Source organism: Moritella yayanosii (assembly GCF_900465055.1).
GTDB classification, from domain to species: Bacteria; Pseudomonadota; Gammaproteobacteria; order Enterobacterales; family Moritellaceae; genus Moritella; species Moritella yayanosii.
The window spans coordinates 2657524-2673689 of the sequence record NZ_LS483250.1 but is presented as its reverse complement, the minus strand read 5'-3'; the positions used below and the strand labels follow the sequence as shown (position 1 = coordinate 2673689).

The 16166-nt window shown below is 40.0% G+C and carries 18 protein-coding genes; 12 read left to right on the top strand and 6 right to left on the bottom strand.

Annotated elements, in window-relative coordinates:
- Window positions 1-7: 7 nt before the first annotated feature.
- The 4 genes from MORIYA_RS12420 to MORIYA_RS21805 all read left to right on the top strand — a co-directional run bounded on the left by MORIYA_RS12420 (window position 8) and on the right by MORIYA_RS21805 (window position 2280).
- Complete coding sequence (locus MORIYA_RS12420; RefSeq protein ID WP_112715621.1) at window positions 8-592, top strand: anthranilate synthase component II; 585 nt, start codon at window positions 8-10, stop codon at window positions 590-592.
- Window positions 593-733: 141 nt separating this feature from the next.
- Complete coding sequence (locus MORIYA_RS12415; RefSeq protein ID WP_174216974.1) at window positions 734-1939, top strand: aspartate aminotransferase family protein; 1206 nt, start codon at window positions 734-736, stop codon at window positions 1937-1939.
- A 34-nt stretch (window positions 1940-1973) separates the two neighbouring features.
- The gene (locus MORIYA_RS21810; protein ID WP_408632085.1) at window positions 1974-2099 is read left to right on the top strand and encodes a hypothetical protein; all 126 of its coding nucleotides are present in this window, start codon (window positions 1974-1976) and stop codon (window positions 2097-2099) included.
- A gap of 52 nt (window positions 2100-2151) precedes the next feature.
- Complete coding sequence (locus MORIYA_RS21805; RefSeq protein WP_408632084.1) at window positions 2152-2280, top strand: hypothetical protein; 129 nt, start codon at window positions 2152-2154, stop codon at window positions 2278-2280.
- A 141-nt stretch (window positions 2281-2421) separates the two neighbouring features.
- Here MORIYA_RS21805 and crp read toward each other — a convergent pair whose 3' ends face one another.
- Entirely contained in the window at window positions 2422-3063 is a 642-nt protein-coding gene (gene crp, locus MORIYA_RS12405) for a cAMP-activated global transcriptional regulator CRP (protein WP_112715617.1), read from the bottom strand.
- 283 nt (window positions 3064-3346) lie between these two features.
- On the opposite strand from crp, the gene MORIYA_RS12400 reads away from it, so the two are divergent.
- Entirely contained in the window at window positions 3347-3751 is a 405-nt protein-coding gene (locus tag MORIYA_RS12400; protein ID WP_112715615.1) for an OsmC family protein, read from the top strand.
- A 241-nt stretch (window positions 3752-3992) separates the two neighbouring features.
- Window positions 3993-4577, top strand: a complete 585-nt coding sequence (locus tag MORIYA_RS12395; protein ID WP_112715613.1) for a cache domain-containing protein — start codon at window positions 3993-3995, stop codon at window positions 4575-4577.
- 157 nt (window positions 4578-4734) lie between these two features.
- On the opposite strand, the gene MORIYA_RS12390 is transcribed toward MORIYA_RS12395, so the two are convergent.
- The 4 genes from MORIYA_RS12390 to wrbA form a co-directional block, all read right to left on the bottom strand.
- Complete coding sequence (locus MORIYA_RS12390; RefSeq protein WP_112715611.1) at window positions 4735-5682, bottom strand: pseudouridine synthase; 948 nt, start codon at window positions 5680-5682, stop codon at window positions 4735-4737.
- Window positions 5683-5784: 102 nt separating this feature from the next.
- Complete coding sequence (locus MORIYA_RS12385; RefSeq protein ID WP_112715609.1) at window positions 5785-6405, bottom strand: DsbA family oxidoreductase; 621 nt, start codon at window positions 6403-6405, stop codon at window positions 5785-5787.
- A gap of 108 nt (window positions 6406-6513) precedes the next feature.
- Window positions 6514-7452 carry a DMT family transporter gene (locus MORIYA_RS12380; protein ID WP_112715607.1) on the bottom strand — a complete coding sequence of 313 codons (939 nt, stop codon included), beginning with the start codon at window positions 7450-7452 and terminating at the stop codon, window positions 6514-6516.
- A 65-nt stretch (window positions 7453-7517) separates the two neighbouring features.
- Window positions 7518-8117, bottom strand: coding sequence for an NAD(P)H:quinone oxidoreductase (wrbA, locus tag MORIYA_RS12375; RefSeq protein ID WP_112715605.1), 600 nt, complete (start codon window positions 8115-8117; stop codon window positions 7518-7520).
- Between the two features lie 316 nt (window positions 8118-8433).
- On the opposite strand from wrbA, the gene MORIYA_RS12370 reads away from it, so the two are divergent.
- From MORIYA_RS12370 to MORIYA_RS12345, 6 genes are all read left to right on the top strand, one after another.
- Complete coding sequence (locus MORIYA_RS12370) at window positions 8434-9633, top strand: hydroxymethylglutaryl-CoA synthase (protein ID WP_112715603.1); 1200 nt, start codon at window positions 8434-8436, stop codon at window positions 9631-9633.
- Between the two features lie 99 nt (window positions 9634-9732).
- Window positions 9733-11679: an asparagine synthase (glutamine-hydrolyzing) gene (gene asnB, locus MORIYA_RS12365; RefSeq protein ID WP_112715601.1), complete on the top strand. Its 1947-nt coding sequence runs from the start codon at window positions 9733-9735 to the stop codon at window positions 11677-11679.
- A complete protein-coding gene (locus MORIYA_RS12360) occupies window positions 11680-12804 on the top strand; it encodes an FAD-dependent monooxygenase (protein ID WP_112715599.1) in 1125 nt (374 codons plus the stop codon).
- Window positions 12805-12812: 8 nt separating this feature from the next.
- Window positions 12813-13931, top strand: coding sequence for an acyl-CoA dehydrogenase family protein (locus tag MORIYA_RS12355; RefSeq protein WP_232011623.1), 1119 nt, complete (start codon window positions 12813-12815; stop codon window positions 13929-13931).
- A gap of 15 nt (window positions 13932-13946) precedes the next feature.
- Entirely contained in the window at window positions 13947-14420 is a 474-nt protein-coding gene (locus MORIYA_RS12350; RefSeq protein WP_112715595.1) for a PaaI family thioesterase, read from the top strand.
- 39 nt (window positions 14421-14459) lie between these two features.
- Window positions 14460-15233: an enoyl-CoA hydratase-related protein gene (locus MORIYA_RS12345; protein ID WP_112715593.1), complete on the top strand. Its 774-nt coding sequence runs from the start codon at window positions 14460-14462 to the stop codon at window positions 15231-15233.
- A gap of 42 nt (window positions 15234-15275) precedes the next feature.
- On the opposite strand, the gene MORIYA_RS12340 is transcribed toward MORIYA_RS12345, so the two are convergent.
- The gene (locus tag MORIYA_RS12340; protein WP_232011622.1) at window positions 15276-16166 is read right to left on the bottom strand and encodes a LysR family transcriptional regulator; all 891 of its coding nucleotides are present in this window, start codon (window positions 16164-16166) and stop codon (window positions 15276-15278) included.

The window sequence follows — 16166 nt, the reverse complement described above, 5'->3', positions numbered from 1 at the left end:
ATCTTCCATGTTACTTATTATCGATAATTACGATAGTTTTACGTTTAATTTATTCCAATATTTCTCTGAACTCGGACAAGATGTTGTCGTTAAACGTAATGATGAAATTTCACTGGCGCAAATAGCGTCGTTATCTCCTGATTATCTGGTTATTTCTCCTGGTCCATGTACACCAAATGATGCCGGTATTTCATTATCCGTGATTCAACAGTTTGCAGGTGAAATCCCCATTTTAGGCGTGTGTCTGGGTCATCAGTCAATCGCCCAAGTATTCGGTGCCAATGTCATTAAAGCCAAAAAAGTGATGCATGGTAAAACGTCGAAAATTCAGCATACAGGTAAAGGGGTTTTTACGGGATTAAAGAATCCGTTAACAGTCACCCGCTATCACTCTTTAATTGTTGAAACGTCGACACTTAATGATGAATTTGAGATCACGGCTTGGACTGAAGATAATGATGGCGAGTTTGATGAGATCATGGCGTTTAAACATAAAGAACTCGCGCTCGAAGGTGTACAATTTCACCCTGAAAGTATCCTGACTGAGCAAGGCAAAGAGCTATTAAATAATTTTCTTATCAATAATTCATAGATTTCGGTAATAGAACGCTATATTGAACTTGACCTGTGATTAAATATCTATAATTATTGAATATATATTCGCCGTTAGCTGGCGTTTGACTATTTAAACATTGATGTTTGCTGAGAGGGAAGGACTATGACCAATAACGTAATGGCTGTGACTCGGAAAGATTTTGATAACGTAATGGTGCCAAATTATGCGCCGGCAGCAATGATCCCTGTGCGAGGCCAAGGCTCACGTGTTTGGGATCAAGCTGATAATGAATACATTGATTTTACTGCTGGTATTGCCGTCAGTTGTTTAGGCCATTGTTACCCTCCTTTAGTTGCAACGTTGCAACAACAAAGCCAGAAATTATGGCACGTGAGTAATTTACTCACGAATGAACCGGCATTAAGGTTAGCCAGAAAACTGACTAAGGCGACGTTTGCAGATAAAGTTTTCTTTGCTAATTCTGGTGCCGAAGCCAACGAAGCGGCGTTAAAGTTAGCGCGTCGTTATGCACTCGATAAATTTGGTGACGGCAAAGATCAGATCATCGCATTTAATAAGGGTTTCCACGGCAGAACTTTCTTTACAGTGACCGTTGGTGGTCAATCGTCTTATTCTGATGGTTTTGGTCCTAAACCGGGTGCTATTGACCATGTAGACTTTAATGATTTGGCAGCCGTTGAAGCATTAATGAGTGATAAAACCTGTGCAGTCATGATGGAACCGTTGCAAGGTGAAGGTGGTATTAATGCGGCTAATCAGCAATTTCTGATAGGCGTTCGGGCGCTGTGTGATAAATACAATGCGCTGCTGATATTTGATGAAGTGCAAACGGGCGTTGGCCGTACGGGAACGTTTTATGCTTATCAACATACTGATATAAAACCTGATATTTTAACCTCGGCAAAAGGTCTTGGGGCTGGTTTTCCTATTGCTGCGATGTTAACGACAGGTAATATTGCCAAGAGTCTGAGTGTGGGAACCCATGGTAGTACTTATGGCGGTAATCCACTGGCTTGTAGTGTTGCGGAGGTTGTCGTTGATACGATCAATAATGATGATTTTTTAGCGCAAGTGAAGGTAAAATCAGCCATTTTTAAAGAAGCTTTAACGCAGATAAATAACCAATATGCCATTTTCTCTGACATTCGTGGTGACGGTTTATTATTAGGTGCTGAGTTAAACGAACAATATCAAGGTCAAGCCATCGCGATCATGAATCAAGCAGCTCAAGACGGGCTATTAATATTAGTGGCTGGCGCTAATGTATTACGTTTTACGCCGGCACTTAATATCCCAGAAGATGATATTCATGCAGGAATGAAAAAACTGAGCCAAGCTATCGAAAAGTGGTTAGCTGCGTAACCGTTAATTGAATAGAAAGTGACATGGCATAAAGATGATTAAAATTAAAATAGCATTTATTGGTTTAGCCGTCACTTGGGTCGAAAAATATAGTGGTGAACGTATCTATACGCCACATCTCGCTGCACTTAATGCGGATTTAGTGCTTATGTGTGGGTAATGATGATGACGTGCGTAGCGTTGTTTACGGCTGAAATGGCGTATTGTCGGCAATGAAAGCCAATGCAATATTGATCGTTCATACAACCACATCCGCATTATTAGCCGAAGAAAACGTATACGAGTGCGTTTTACCTGTGTTGGATATAATGGCGAAGAAAGTGACTTTAGTCGGCGAGTAGCGTAGTGATACGTCAGTGTTAATTAAACTATTGCATAAATCACAACATTAGCTAACGCATAAACAGCAGTTAATAAAAACGGCGTCTGACTTGTGAGTAACATGTCAGACGCCGTGTTATTAGCTTAATAAAATGATTGAATTAGCGTGTGCCAAATACAACAATCGTTTTACCATGAGCTGAGATCAGCTCTTGTTCTTCAAGCATCTTTAAGATACGACCAACAGTCTCACGTGAACAACCAACGATCTGGCCAATTTCTTGACGAGTAATTTTAATTTGCATGCCGTCTGGATGAGTCATTGCGTCAGGCTGTTTGGCTAAGCTTAATAGCGTTTGTGCAATACGGCCAGTTACGTCTAGGAATGCTAGATCACCAACTTTTTGACTGGTTATCTGTAGACGTTCAGCCATTTGACCTGATAAACGCATTAAAATTTCAGGGTTAACTTGGATTAATTGACGGAATTTCTTATATGAAATCTCTGCTACTTCACAGGGTGATTTAGCACGGATCCATGCGCTACGTATAGGCTCTTCAGTATCTTCAAATAGGCCTAGTTCACCCATGAAGTCACCTTGATTCAGATAAGAAAGGATCATTTCTTTGCCTTCTTCATCCTTAATTAGAACTGCCACAGAGCCTTTAACGATAAAATATAAAGTGTCCGCTTTTTCTCCTGCATGGATCAGCGTACTTTTTGAAGGGTACTTGTGAATATGACAGTGAGATAAAAACCATTCTAAAGTAGGGTCGGATTGTGGCTTGCCGATAACAACCATGGGTATTCCTCTGTAAGTTATTATAATCGCAAATTATGTCCGTATTGCGATATTTTAATTTTATTATTATTACTGACTTGATAGCATAAGAGACAATAACACTAATAAGCAAGAACTGAGTTGATTTCTGTTCAATATCAACGTGAATATATCATTTTTTGAATATTGACTTGCTATTTATTTGTAATTTTTAACTATATTTGGGATATGGGACGGTATTTTATTGCCTTTGTGATATTAAATATTGTTCAATACCTTGAATTAGACATTAACGAGGTATTTTATGAAAGCAAATGTGAAGTGGATCGACAAAATGCAACTGATGGGCACGTCAGAAACGGGTCACGGTATCCTTATGGATGGAGACCGTAATGGTATTGCGGCGAGTCCAATGGAAGTTGTGCTGATGGGGATGGGGGCATGTAGCACTATTGATGTTGTCGATATTTTAAAAACAGGCCGTCAAAATATCCTCGGTTGTGAGGTTGATTTAACGAGTGAACGAGCGCCTGAACCACCTCGTGTGTTCACTAAAATTAACGCACATTTTATCGTATCGGGCACTGACCTTAATGAGAAAAAAGTAAAACGTGCAGTTGAGCTATCAATGGAAAAATATTGCTCTGTGGCGAAAATGCTAGAAAAGGCAGCTGAAATCACGTCGAGCTATGAAATTGTAGTCAAATAAGCAGCTTTGCTAGTGAATGATTAACGGTAGGTTGTTGCTGTAGACTTATCGTTAATTGCCCTCCTCGAATGATGCCATTCTGGTGATCTAATCATGCTGCAAATATATACAATAGGGTTGTAGATAATATAATATGTGTTAAATTACCTGATGATACTATTTTTATCATTGTTTACAGTGGTTTATGTTTTCACTGTGTTAGCATGCGGATAGATTGTTTCGTTATGTTGTAGAGGCTGTAATGTGCCGTCGTTGTTCAATTATCTGTAAAATTATCTTGTGTGTTGTGTTAAGCCTTATCGCGTTGGTGTTTACCGCATTCGGTTATTTATCAATATTACGTGGAGAAATGCTAGCAGAAAGAAAGTCACGTTTAGTGAATATCATTGATAAAACAGAAGCTATTTTTCAGCGTTATGATCTGTATTACCAGTCCGGGGTTTTGTCACTTGAACAGGCACAAAAACAAGCCTTACAACGCCTCTCGCTATTAGATGGTAATTATATTTTTGTGTTTGATGATGATTACACCTTGCTGGCTTCTCTCGGCGGTGTTGATGACTCTAATCCTAATGTTAAAATGCTGCAAGACACTGACGGTGATTTTACTTATCAGACGATACATGAACAGGCAAAACAATTAACGGAAGGCACTTTCGTCAGCTATTGTTTCCCATTGTTTATTGGTGGTAAAACGGTTCGTAAGATCTCTTACAGTAAACGTTTTCCTACATGGGGCTGGACTTATGGTGCCGGGGTTTACATTGATGATATTGATGCATCGATCAGTCATACATTAATCTCGTTCGATGAACTTGTCGTATAGTCAAAACGATAGTTTAATATATCCATGAAACATTATTTGGATGTACTTGCCGGTTTGCACCTTGACTGCTTATCTTCTTCGTTATTTTAATGATTAAATCTACTTATCAAGACAAAGCCAAAATGGAAAAAGCATTAAATGTTGCGGTGTAAATGGACTAAATAATATCGATGGTTTTATCCATTAGCGTATCAATATCCAGTGTTTTGGTCACTATGTTGTGTTCAATACCGGTCACTGGATCGGTAAATTCAAGCTGTTGCGCTAATAACTGCAATGGCTGCTTAAAGTTATCATCACAGCGGTCTAATAATATTGGGTATAAGCGGTCGTTTACCAATGGCATGCCTAAACTATTCATGTGCAAGCGCAGTTGGTGTGTTTTCCCGGTAATGGGTGACAGTCTAAACAATCCGAATTCACCTTTAGCGGCAATCAATTCAATTTCAGAATGACTATTCGCCTCACCGTCTGCAATTTTCATCGTGAAACTGGGTTCGCCTTTGACAATGTTATTTTTTACAGTCCAATGTAATGGTAGCACAAGTTCAGCTTGTTGCTGTTGTTGGTATAACTCGGGTGTTAATCGGGCAATGGCTTGGTAATGTTTGGTGATATTGGCATACTTAAACAAATCATGGTAAAGGTGGCGCTGCTCTGGGTGCTTAGATAGCAGCATTAAGCCTGCTGTCGCACGGTCAAGGCGATGTGCTGTTACCAATGTATCGATACCGGTTTTTATTCTTAGGCGGTTAACTAAACACTCATTAATGAATTGACCGCTAGGACTCACGGCTAAAAAATGTGGCTTGTAGGCAATAATAATGTGGTCATCTTCGTACATGATTTTTTCAGGAAAAGGGATCTTTTTTTCTACCGCAACCTCACGGTAATAATAGACTCGCTCTCGTGGTATAAACGCACAATCTAGGGTAATTAAGCTACCATCACGCCAATGCACTTTGCCATCGATGATCCGTTGTTGCCATACTGTCGCATCAATCTGTTTGAAATGACCGATAAGAAAACTGCATACCGTGGGTTTATCGGTTACGTTTTCTGGCAGTACGATATGCGAAGCATAGGTGGCGCGAACAGTAGCCATAAGATTAGAAACTCGTTGAGGTAGTCATACATTGATACTGGGCAGTGTACCTGAATTGTGCACATTGCACAGCATCTATCAATCGAGACGATTCGCGAATCGTTATTGACTAAATAACGTGTCTAATTGTTGATTAGTCAATGTTTGAGAAATAACTTTTTCACCGTTAATGACTATGGTGGGGATTGTTCTGATACCCAACTTATTCGCTTGACGTATATCTTTTTCTACGGCTTGTTTCACTTTATCACTAAATAACGTATTGCTAAACTCGATTGGATCTAACCCTATTATTTTGGCTGTTGCTATGATCACCTCGGTATCAGCAATATTCATATTCAGCTTTAAATGTTGGCGCTGTATTTCATCGAAATAATCCCAATGTGTATTACTGTCACCCATTAGCTCGGCTGTTTTCGCCCCTAATGCTGCCAGATAACCGCTAGGATAAGAAAATGACGTAGCTCGCATACCTTCTATATTGATGCTACTGGGATCATCGGCTTGAGCTTTGCATGATTCCCAATGGGTTAAGATCTCGAATTTAGCAGATGTTAAAGACCCAAAGCGTTGCACCATTTCTTCATCGTTACGTTGCAATACAAAGCAACGTTGTTGAATTTCTATGTTTTTATTTTTTAGTAAGTTCCTAAGGCGCGGGCTTAATAGGTAACACCACCCACATACTGCGTCATGATAAAATTCGATTTTAATTTTAGGCATATTATTTCTCATCCGTATGGTTGAATAGTTTTTTAGTATAAATTTAACAACTGAATTTGAATATTGCATATAATCACTAATCATTAGTGATTATATTAACAACACCATTCATTTTGAGTTACTAAAATAGCGCGGTATTTTAAATTCATTATTAATTAATATTAATGCGATGAACGTAAACATGATGCCCAGGAATACAGATGGAGGCGCAGAATTACCATAGATGAAAATATCGATTAGCAATACCATACTTGGTATTAAGTAACTGTAAGACATGACAATAGTCGCGTCGAGTATCTGTGTACAATATTGTATTTGCCAAAAAGTAATAATAGTTGTAAAGATTGAAAGGTATAATAGAGTTAAGTAATCTTTATAGTTAAGTATACCCCATTGTAGTTCGCCTTTCTGTTCAATTAGCGCTATCGCTATCAATGCAATACTACCAATCAGCATTATCCAAAATGTGATCACAGCAGAAGATGCCGTTAACATGCCTTTTTTCTTGGCAAAATTAACAAAGGGTCCATAAAATGCGAAGGTGATACAACCAAATATAAAAGTCTGATCGCCAGAATTAAAAGAAAAGGCAGACAGTAACTTGATATCCCCTTTTAAAACGGCCCATATCGCACCAACAGCACCAAGAAGCAGAGCGGTTTTAATATGTTTGGATATTTTAACTTTAAAAATCTGATTGGATATTAACGCCGTAAATAATGGCACCGAGGTAAACAATATTCCGGTATGTAATGGTGTGGTTGTTTCTAATGCTTTAAATAGAGACCAAAAATAAAAAACTAAACAAGCTGATAATGTCGAGTAGCATATGAAATCTTTTATTTTTGGTAATTTAATTTTGAATTTAAAAAATATAGATATAAATATAAAAAACAAACAACTACTAATGATAAACCTTAAAGCGGTTATGCTTGTAGTATCAATTTTACCGACAATCAGCGACGCAGCAGGAAATGAACTTGCAATGAGTATTGACCATGTCACCATTAATAGGTGAGCTTTTTTGTTACTGTCAAAAGAGAACATGAGTTAGTTTTCCTCAAGGATATTTACAACATTATTAATGTTTGTTTTTTATAAAATTAATCTTTTTATGCACTTAACTTACATGCTAGCTTGGCGACATGCTGGCCTTGAAAGAAGGCTAATGCCATTTCTTTGTCGGACGGTTGTCTAGAACCATCAGGCCCAGCAATACATGCGGCGCCTAACGGCGATCCCCCTTTGACTTCAGATATATCACCTAAATCCGGTGCTGAATATGGCAGACCGACGACAACCATGCCGTGATGGAATAAAGTGGTATGAAAAGATTGAATAGTAGTTTCATTACCACCGCCAGTACCCGTGGAGGTAAATACACTGCCAATTTTCCCGATCAGTTTACCTTCGGACCATAGCCCGCCAGTTTGATCCAGGAAGTTTCTCATTTGAGCCGCCATATTGCCGAATCGTGTGGGTGTGCCAAAAATGATCGCATCATAGTTTGCCAAGTCTTCAGGTTTTGCATAAGGAGCCTGTTGCTCTAGTTTGATTCCGGCTTGTTTTGCTACATCATCAGGCATTAATTCGGCTACACGCTTTATGTCTACCTCCACCCCCGAAATAGAGATAGCTCCTTCCGCTATCGAATTTGCCATCAGCTCTATATGACCATAACTTGAGTAATAAATAACGAGTACTTTTGTCATAACATTCCCTTATGTTTTTTAGGTAATTAATTCAAAAAAATATGTGGTGAAATAAATATTAATGGGTTTATTGACATATATATATTGAAAAAAACAGGTAGTAACTAGTCATAACGTGAAAAGTCTAGGTCTGAACAGACCGGTAGGGAAATATTATCGCTGACCGTTTTGGATGAAATGTATTTTATATACAACATCTTAAATTTATAAGGATGAATTTATTTCTATTATTTAGTGAATTCTTTCAATATTAAATTGTAGCGTTTAAATTTAATGTTGATCAAACACTACCCACAAATTAATAGGAGATTGAGAGATGGAAAATACTACCGTAGTCGGAATACATAAATTAGAGTTATATATACCTGATTCGTACCTCACTTTAAATTCATTAGCTGAACATCATGATATAGCGCCGGAAAAATATATATTGGGTATTGGTCAGTCTAAAATGGCGGTTCCATCTCCAGATGAAGATGTGATTACATTAGCGGCTAATGCCGCACAATCAGTACTTGATTCGTTAACGAGCCAAGAAGCGCAATCTATATCAACATTGATTTTTGCTACCGAGTCTAGTGTTGACCAATCTAAATCTGGCGCCGCCTATTTAATGGGACTTATTGATATACAGTCTAACTGTCGAGCATTTGAAATAAAACAGGCCTGTTACGCAGGAACCGCAGGTTTGCAAATGGCTTGTGATCTTGCGAAGACGCGTCCAGAAGAGTCGATATTATTGGTTGCCAGTGATATCGCGCGTTATAAACAAAATTCGCCGGGTGAGTGTACTCAAGGGGCGGGCGCTATCGCGATGTTGATATCAGCAAACCCAGACATAGTGGAAATTGATCCTGAACGCGGCTTTTATAGTACTGACATTATGGATTTTTGGCGTCCAAATTATTTTAAGCATGCATTGGTTGATGGTGAATTATCAAAAGATGCCTACTTAAATATAATGAATAAAAGTTATCTTAATTACATCCACAAAGGCGGAAAAAGTTTAGCCGAATTTGATTGGTTATGCTTCCATCAGCCCTTTACAAAAATGGCGAATAAAGCTTATCGACATCTAAAAGAGAGCTTTGTCGATGAAATGAAAGATAAAACAGAAGCGTCATATGCAATTACACAAACTTACGGAAGAGAGATCGGCAATACCTATACAGCCAGCTTGTATATCGGATTATTATCTCTTTTAGACAATGCCGAACAAGATGTTTCAGGCCAAAAAATTGGATTTTTTAGTTATGGCTCTGGCGCTGTTGGTGAGTTTTTCTCAGGTACTATCAATCAGAATTATCGTCTCGGAATCAGTACTAAGCATAATAAGCTACGCCTCAGTGAACGTCATGAAATTAATTACGATACTTATATTGATTATATGTATCAAACCCGAGATGTCGGACAACTTGAACATATTAAAAGCCAGTCAAAATTTAGATTTATCGGGATAACGGATCATAAAAGGGTCTATCAAAGATGCCCAATGCTAAAACGCAAGGCAGCCTAATAAATAAATTTCAGTATATGTGAACAATAAAAATATGGACATAATTTCACTATTTGTTAACCGGTAAATAGTTATATTTTAAATTTAAAGGAATAGATCATGTGTGGTTTTTTAACAGTATATAGTTCAAATACAGCCGAGCAGGTGAGTGCCGAGCAAGTTAAACGCGGTATCAATGAGATAAAGCACCGTGGCCCTGATGAGAACTGCGTATGGGAATCTGAAGATAGTCGGATGATTATGGGGCATGCAAGGTTAAGTATTATTGGTTTAGATAATGGACTTCAGCCGATACACAACATCGATAATTCTATTCATATTGTCGTGAATGGCGAATTTTACGATTTTGAACGTATTCGTGACGAGCTTAAATTGCAAGGTTGTCAATTTAAAACCGCATCAGACAGTGAGATTGCGTTACATCTATATAGCTTATATGGCACCAAAGGACTGCACCAATTACGTGGTGAATTCTCATTAGTTATTTTTGATCAGTGTCAAAATACGGTAATTGCAATGCGTGATAGAGCGGGTGTTAAACCACTCTTTTTTAGTGAATATCAAGGTCGATATTATTTTGCTTCAGAAATAAAAGCCATCATAGGTGCTGGTGTTGAAGCCGTTTGGGATGAATCTTCTTATAACTCTCGTGCTTTTTATTTAAGTAATCATACATTGTTTAAAGATATCAAGTCAGTAGCCGCGGGTCATATGATGACTGTCACGCCATCAGGCGCGACAGACGCTTGTTATTGGGATATTGATTATAAAGATGCAGAGACTTTGAATGCGTCAAACGTGTCAGATGAAGATTACATAAAACAGGTGCATGACTCGATTGAAACCGCGGTAAAATTACGCCTTAGATCGGATGTTCCCGTTGGTATATACCTCAGTGGTGGTGTTGATTCGTCGGCGATATTAGGCATGGCAACACAGTTATCCGGACGGCCATTAGATGCGTTTAACTTATCGTTTGGAGAGATGGAAGATTACGATGAAAACCGCTTTGCTCGGTTAGCCGCAGAAACACATGGTGCAAAATTTCATACGATTAACGTGACCCAAAAGGATCTCGCAGATAATTTCGAAAAAGCCGTCTGGCATAACGAAACGCCTTTCTTTAACGCGCACGGTGTAGCTAAATATATTTTAAGTGGCATCGTTGAAAAGTCTGGACATAAAGTCGTGTTAACGGGCGAAGGTGCCGATGAAGTATTTGGTGGTTACCCTCATTTCAAACGTGATATGGCATTATTTAATTCACAAAATCAAGATCCTGAAGTCATTGAAAGCATGTTAGAGAAGATCAAAAAGAATAACACTGGCTATACGCATCAGGGTCTTCCTAAAGATATTGAGTGGCTGACGGAACAACTCGGTCACGGGGTATCTTGGCTTGATAATCAAGCGGGCTGGTTTAAAGAACTGCAAGGCGTTTATTCAGATTCACAAATTGAGAAATTTGGACAGGTTGAACCGTACCGATTATTCTTCAATCAATTGGACCATCGCAAACTAGAGTCTATTGATCCCGTTCATCGCTCAATGTATTTATGGGCCAAATCATTCCTGCCTAATTTTGTCTTAACGACTCTGGGAGACCGGATGGAAATGGCCCACAGCATTGAAGGCCGTATCCCCTTGTTGGACCATCATGTGATGGAGCTAGCTGCGCAGTTACCTGTGCACCTGAAAATCCGTGGTAATACTGAGAAATATGTTTTCCGAGAAGCCATGAAAAAATATTTACCGCATGAATTATACACGCGCAAAAAACATTATTTCCGAGCACCACCTTCAACATTGCTGCAAAAAGGCCCTCTTTTTGAGCTTGTTAACGATACATTGAATTCATCAGACCTTGATCGCATCCCGTTCTTTAATGCGGCTAAAGTCAGAGCCTTGCTTGCCGAATTACCGACTATGTCGCCGCAAAGGCAAGCATTGCTTGATCCTATGCTGATGGAGTTGACTAGTTTGTGTATGTTACAGCGCAAGTTCAATATGAAAACAGAATCGATAAAATACAAGGTAGCAGCATAAATGAAAATTGGCATTATAGGGGCGGGACTGAATGGGCTGGTCAGTGCGTTATTACTCAAAAAATTCGGTCATGATGTTGAAGTATTTGAGCGTTCTATTGAACCTCGAGATTCTGGTACCGGTATTTATGTTTGGCCCCAAGGTGTACAAATACTGAAGTTCATTATGAACAGCGGACATTTCATGACACAGGGACAGGCGATAAAGTATTTAGTAACCAATAATCAACGCGGCCAGGAAGTGCATCGGCAGTCGGTCAATATGCCCGGTCTAGACTTCCCCGCGCCTGCGATTATGTTCGAGCGTCAGCAGTTATTCCAATTATTAAGAGAGGCGTTGGGGGATGACGCGATCCATTACGGTGCGGCTTGCACCCATGTGATTAATCGCGATGATAAAGCGGTGATTGAAATCAATCACAGTGAATTAAAAGAATTTGATCTGGTCATTGGTGCCGATGGTATATCGTCGAAAGTAAGAGAGTTTGTGACCCATCAGCAACCCTATTATACCGGCGTCATGGCGTCACGTGGTGTACTGCAGTTTCACAGTGCCAATTTAGAAGCGGATGCCTGCCAAATTTATGCGCATAAGAATGCGAGATTGGTGACATACCCACTCAATAATGACACCAACTATCGCTATTGGTTTATTGCTTATAAGCATGACTTAAATGATAAGGCATTGAATAAAGAAGAGTTAGTGACGAGATTAGCCGGGTTGCCGACTGAATTGCTTGAGATGGTATCGCGTACCCAAGAAAAAGACATGCTGACTAACCCACTTAAAGCAATGAACCCAGAGAAACCCTGGTACAAAGGACGTTGCGTATTACTGGGGGACAGTATCCACGGTATGTTACCTACTTTAGGCTATGGCCTAACGCTGGGATTAGAAAACTGTTTTATGCTGGCGCAAGCGATCAATGGTAATTGTTTTGATGATATAGCACCGGCGTTAAAGCGTTATGAATCACGTGTTTCAGTGCGTTCTCAGAAGATGTTAAAGGTGATGGAAGAATTGACCGATCTATTTTATTTTCAAGATGATGCCGTGGAAAATGCTGACCAGTTAAAAAAGGTGATGGCAGAATTTTACAGTCTTGCTGAAACGGCCGCTTTTTAGGGGGAATGATGAAAAAATCGCTATTTGAGCATGCTTTGACGATGTTCGCTCGGGATCATATTGAGTTATTCATTGGACAATGGGAAGCGCAAAAATCTTATCCCCGTAGTCTACATCAACGTGCCGCACAGAACCGTATTTTAAACTTAGGGCACGATGATTTAGACACGATGTTTAACGATGTCGAACGTGCTGCGCTACTGGTGGCAACCGTGACCAAATACGGCAGTCAAGGGCTCGCAATGGGGTTAGGGTCGCATCTTGTTAGCCTGAGTGCATTACATCAACATAATAAGGGACGGTTTAATGAGGTGATCAAAGACGTGTTAGCGGGGGATAAATTTATTTCCCTGGCGATTACCGAACCTCAGGCTGGTTCTGACGTGGGAGCCATCGAGACAGTGGCACAATTACAGGGAGAGACGGAACAATTCTTGATTTCAGGTCATAAACGCTACATCTGTGGAGGCATGCGGGCAGATTACTTTATAACGTTAGCGAAATATAAAACGCACTCTGACCATGAATATTCATTCGGTCTGTTTCTGGTTGAGGCTGTGATTGGCCAGGTGGAACGGCAGATAATACCCTGTTTAGGCTGGCACTGTCTTGATGTCTCATCCGTTACCTTTAACCAGGTGCCGGCCACATTAATCGCAGATAAACATGCCAGCCTAGACACCCTGCGGGGGATGTTGAAACGCGAACGTATAAACCTTGCCGTAATGGCGAATGCGGAATCCGCAGAGCTTATTCAGCACAGCGTTAAATACAGCAAGTCCCGTCAAATTCATGGCCAGCCATTATATAAAAAGCAGTCCATTTTGCACCGTTTGGCAGAAATGAAAACCCGAGATACGGTATCACGATCTTATACCAAACAGTGCATCCAAGCGCTACGGCAAGAGACGTTAAGTGATGCTGAAACCTGCATCGCAAAAAATGTGGCGGTATCTTCGTTAGCATATATTTCAACTCAGGCGGTACAGATTTTGGGTGCCAGAGGGTGTGAAATAGGTTCCGTGGCAGAACGTTCATTTCGTGATAGCAAAATTCTGGCCCTCGGTGGCGGAACGACAGAAGTAATGAATAACATCATTGGCAAAGCAGTATTGCAGAATGACTAAAAGGATATTTTTAATATGGTTCAATTAGCAACAGATTTACCTGGCAGGCACTTATCGGACTATGCCTTGCAGCTCACCGATGAGTTGTTACAGCATGCATATCAACAATTTTGTGGTATTGAAATTATCGAACAAATACCTGGGTATTGTAAAACACGTCTAAAAGTAACTGATAATGTGGATAATCTTAGCAACACCTTACACGGTGGGGTGATTTATTCGATGCTAGATGTGACCAGTATGTTTGCCACTATCGCGGTGTTACAAGATGGCGAATATGCCATTACGAACAGCTTTTCATGCAATGTATTATCGGCGACCAATCGTGGCGCGTGGGTTGAGTTTGAAGCATCGATAATTCGGAATGGCCGCAATATGTTATTCAGTGACTGCAAAGCATTTAAAATCGGAAGTGATGGTGAAAAAAAATTAATTGCTACTGCACAGCTGAGTAAATTTAAAAGGCTACAGGATCTTAACGCGGTATAAAATTCAATACTAAATACCATTAACAAGGACGTGTTTTCAATGAGTGTTATTTATAAATTAGATGAAAAGCAGTGTGCGCACATTATCTTAGACAGGGTAGAAGTACACAATGCATTTGATAGTACTGTCATCAACCAGTTACTCCAAAGTATTCGTCGAGCCAGTGACGAACATGCCAAGGCCATTATTTTATCCAGTAAAGGCAAACATTTTTCAGCGGGGGCGGATTTAAACTGGATGAAGTCGATGGTAAACAATACTGTTGAAGAAAACATTCGCGATTCAGAAACACTCGCTGCGCTTATGTATAGTCTTAATTTTGCACCTATGCCGACTTTGATCGTATTGCAAGGTGCTTCATTTGGCGGCGCTTTAGGCCTAATTTGTTGTTGTGATATTGCGGTGGCCTCTGAGGATGCTAAGTTTTGCTTAAGTGAAGTAAAGCTAGGATTGATCCCATCCGTTATTAGCCCGTATGTGATTAATGCGATAGGTCAGAGGCAGGCTCGTCGCTATTTTATAACGGCCGAAACATTTGATGCTACGGAGGCTAAAGCGATCGGGCTTATTCATAGCATTGCCGACGATCCACTCGCCTTTGTCGATGGCTTGGTATTAAAATTACTTAACAATGGTCCAGAAGCGATTAAAGAGGCGAAACAATTGATATTTGACGTATCTGGCAAAGCGATAGAGCCTGAATTGCTCCGTGACACTGCAGAGCGAATTGCCTATAAACGTGTTTCCAAAGAAGGACAAGATGGGCTAAATGCTTTTTTATCAAAAAGTCCGCCCTCTTGGATCCATGAATAGCAGTCTCGACTGTCGCGGAGATATCGGCACTGAGTGCCATTATTATTTGAAATCGACATCCTTAAGCGCACTGAAGAGTTCAAATAAGGTATTTACTTCAGCGGAGCGGGCCAAGTCAGCATGGATGCCCATCTGTAATCTGACGATGCGGCTAGCGCCTTTCGTGAGGTCAACCGTCACTAGGGTACCTTGGTCTAGATGAGGTCGGGCTAAATGTTCGGGTAACCAACCAAAACCGAGGTTTTTTAAGATACAGTTTTCGGCCATAAGGGTACTGCTGGTGGTTAAACGGTTATGCGAACCTAGCCAACCACTGTCAAAATCTTGATTACCTGAATCACGAATTATTAAGTGTCGGTACGCTTTTAAATCATCCTGTTCGACGTCAGTCTGTGTCGCTAACGGTGATTCTGATGAGCATACGCATAGCATGTCTATTTCCATTAACGATTCTAAAATTATATTTTTGGGTAAATTACTCGCGATAGCTAAAGATACGGAGCCGGTTGAAAGTAGCGCGCTAGCACCGGACAATGACGTTTCATAGATCCGCAGGGATACATTGGGAAAGACTAAATTAAAACGGTCGATAACTTCACAAATAAAAGAGTGTGGCAGTAACACATCCACCGCAATATTTAATTCATTGATAAGATGCCCCTGATATTTGCTCGCGAGCATTTCTATTTGTAAGGCATTATTTTGCAGTCTTTGTGCTTTAGGTAATAAGCTACAACCAAGTTCCGTTAATACCGAACGTCGACCTTCAATCGTAAATAAAGCGTTACCTAAGATAGACTCCATTTTTTTGATACTATGACAAATGGCCGATTGACTTTTATTCAACGTTTGAGCAGCTTTGACACTACTACCTTTCTCTGCTACCGATATAAATGCACGCCACATTTCAAGCGTTATACGTGTAGACATCAT

What these genes read in the sequence shown, in the direction of transcription:
- MORIYA_RS12420 (WP_112715621.1), top strand. Translation starts at nt 8, where the DNA reads ATGTTACTTATTATCGATAATTACGATAGTTTTACGTTTAATTTATTC.
- MORIYA_RS12415 (WP_174216974.1), top strand. Translation starts at nt 734, where the DNA reads ATGGCTGTGACTCGGAAAGATTTTGATAACGTAATGGTGCCAAATTAT.
- MORIYA_RS21810 (WP_408632085.1), top strand. Translation starts at nt 1,974, where the DNA reads ATGATTAAAATTAAAATAGCATTTATTGGTTTAGCCGTCACTTGGGTC.
- MORIYA_RS21805 (WP_408632084.1), top strand. Translation starts at nt 2,152, where the DNA reads ATGAAAGCCAATGCAATATTGATCGTTCATACAACCACATCCGCATTA.
- crp (WP_112715617.1), bottom strand. Translation starts at nt 3,063, where the DNA reads ATGGTTGTTATCGGCAAGCCACAATCCGACCCTACTTTAGAATGGTTT.
- MORIYA_RS12400 (WP_112715615.1), top strand. Translation starts at nt 3,347, where the DNA reads ATGAAAGCAAATGTGAAGTGGATCGACAAAATGCAACTGATGGGCACG.
- MORIYA_RS12395 (WP_112715613.1), top strand. Translation starts at nt 3,993, where the DNA reads ATGTGCCGTCGTTGTTCAATTATCTGTAAAATTATCTTGTGTGTTGTG.
- MORIYA_RS12390 (WP_112715611.1), bottom strand. Translation starts at nt 5,682, where the DNA reads ATGGCTACTGTTCGCGCCACCTATGCTTCGCATATCGTACTGCCAGAA.
- MORIYA_RS12385 (WP_112715609.1), bottom strand. Translation starts at nt 6,405, where the DNA reads ATGCCTAAAATTAAAATCGAATTTTATCATGACGCAGTATGTGGGTGG.
- MORIYA_RS12380 (WP_112715607.1), bottom strand. Translation starts at nt 7,452, where the DNA reads ATGTTCTCTTTTGACAGTAACAAAAAAGCTCACCTATTAATGGTGACA.
- wrbA (WP_112715605.1), bottom strand. Translation starts at nt 8,117, where the DNA reads ATGACAAAAGTACTCGTTATTTATTACTCAAGTTATGGTCATATAGAG.
- MORIYA_RS12370 (WP_112715603.1), top strand. Translation starts at nt 8,434, where the DNA reads ATGGAAAATACTACCGTAGTCGGAATACATAAATTAGAGTTATATATA.
- asnB (WP_112715601.1), top strand. Translation starts at nt 9,733, where the DNA reads ATGTGTGGTTTTTTAACAGTATATAGTTCAAATACAGCCGAGCAGGTG.
- MORIYA_RS12360 (WP_112715599.1), top strand. Translation starts at nt 11,680, where the DNA reads ATGAAAATTGGCATTATAGGGGCGGGACTGAATGGGCTGGTCAGTGCG.
- MORIYA_RS12355 (WP_232011623.1), top strand. Translation starts at nt 12,813, where the DNA reads ATGAAAAAATCGCTATTTGAGCATGCTTTGACGATGTTCGCTCGGGAT.
- MORIYA_RS12350 (WP_112715595.1), top strand. Translation starts at nt 13,947, where the DNA reads ATGGTTCAATTAGCAACAGATTTACCTGGCAGGCACTTATCGGACTAT.
- MORIYA_RS12345 (WP_112715593.1), top strand. Translation starts at nt 14,460, where the DNA reads ATGAGTGTTATTTATAAATTAGATGAAAAGCAGTGTGCGCACATTATC.
- MORIYA_RS12340 (WP_232011622.1), bottom strand. Translation starts at nt 16,166, where the DNA reads ATGATGTCTACACGTATAACGCTTGAAATGTGGCGTGCATTTATATCG.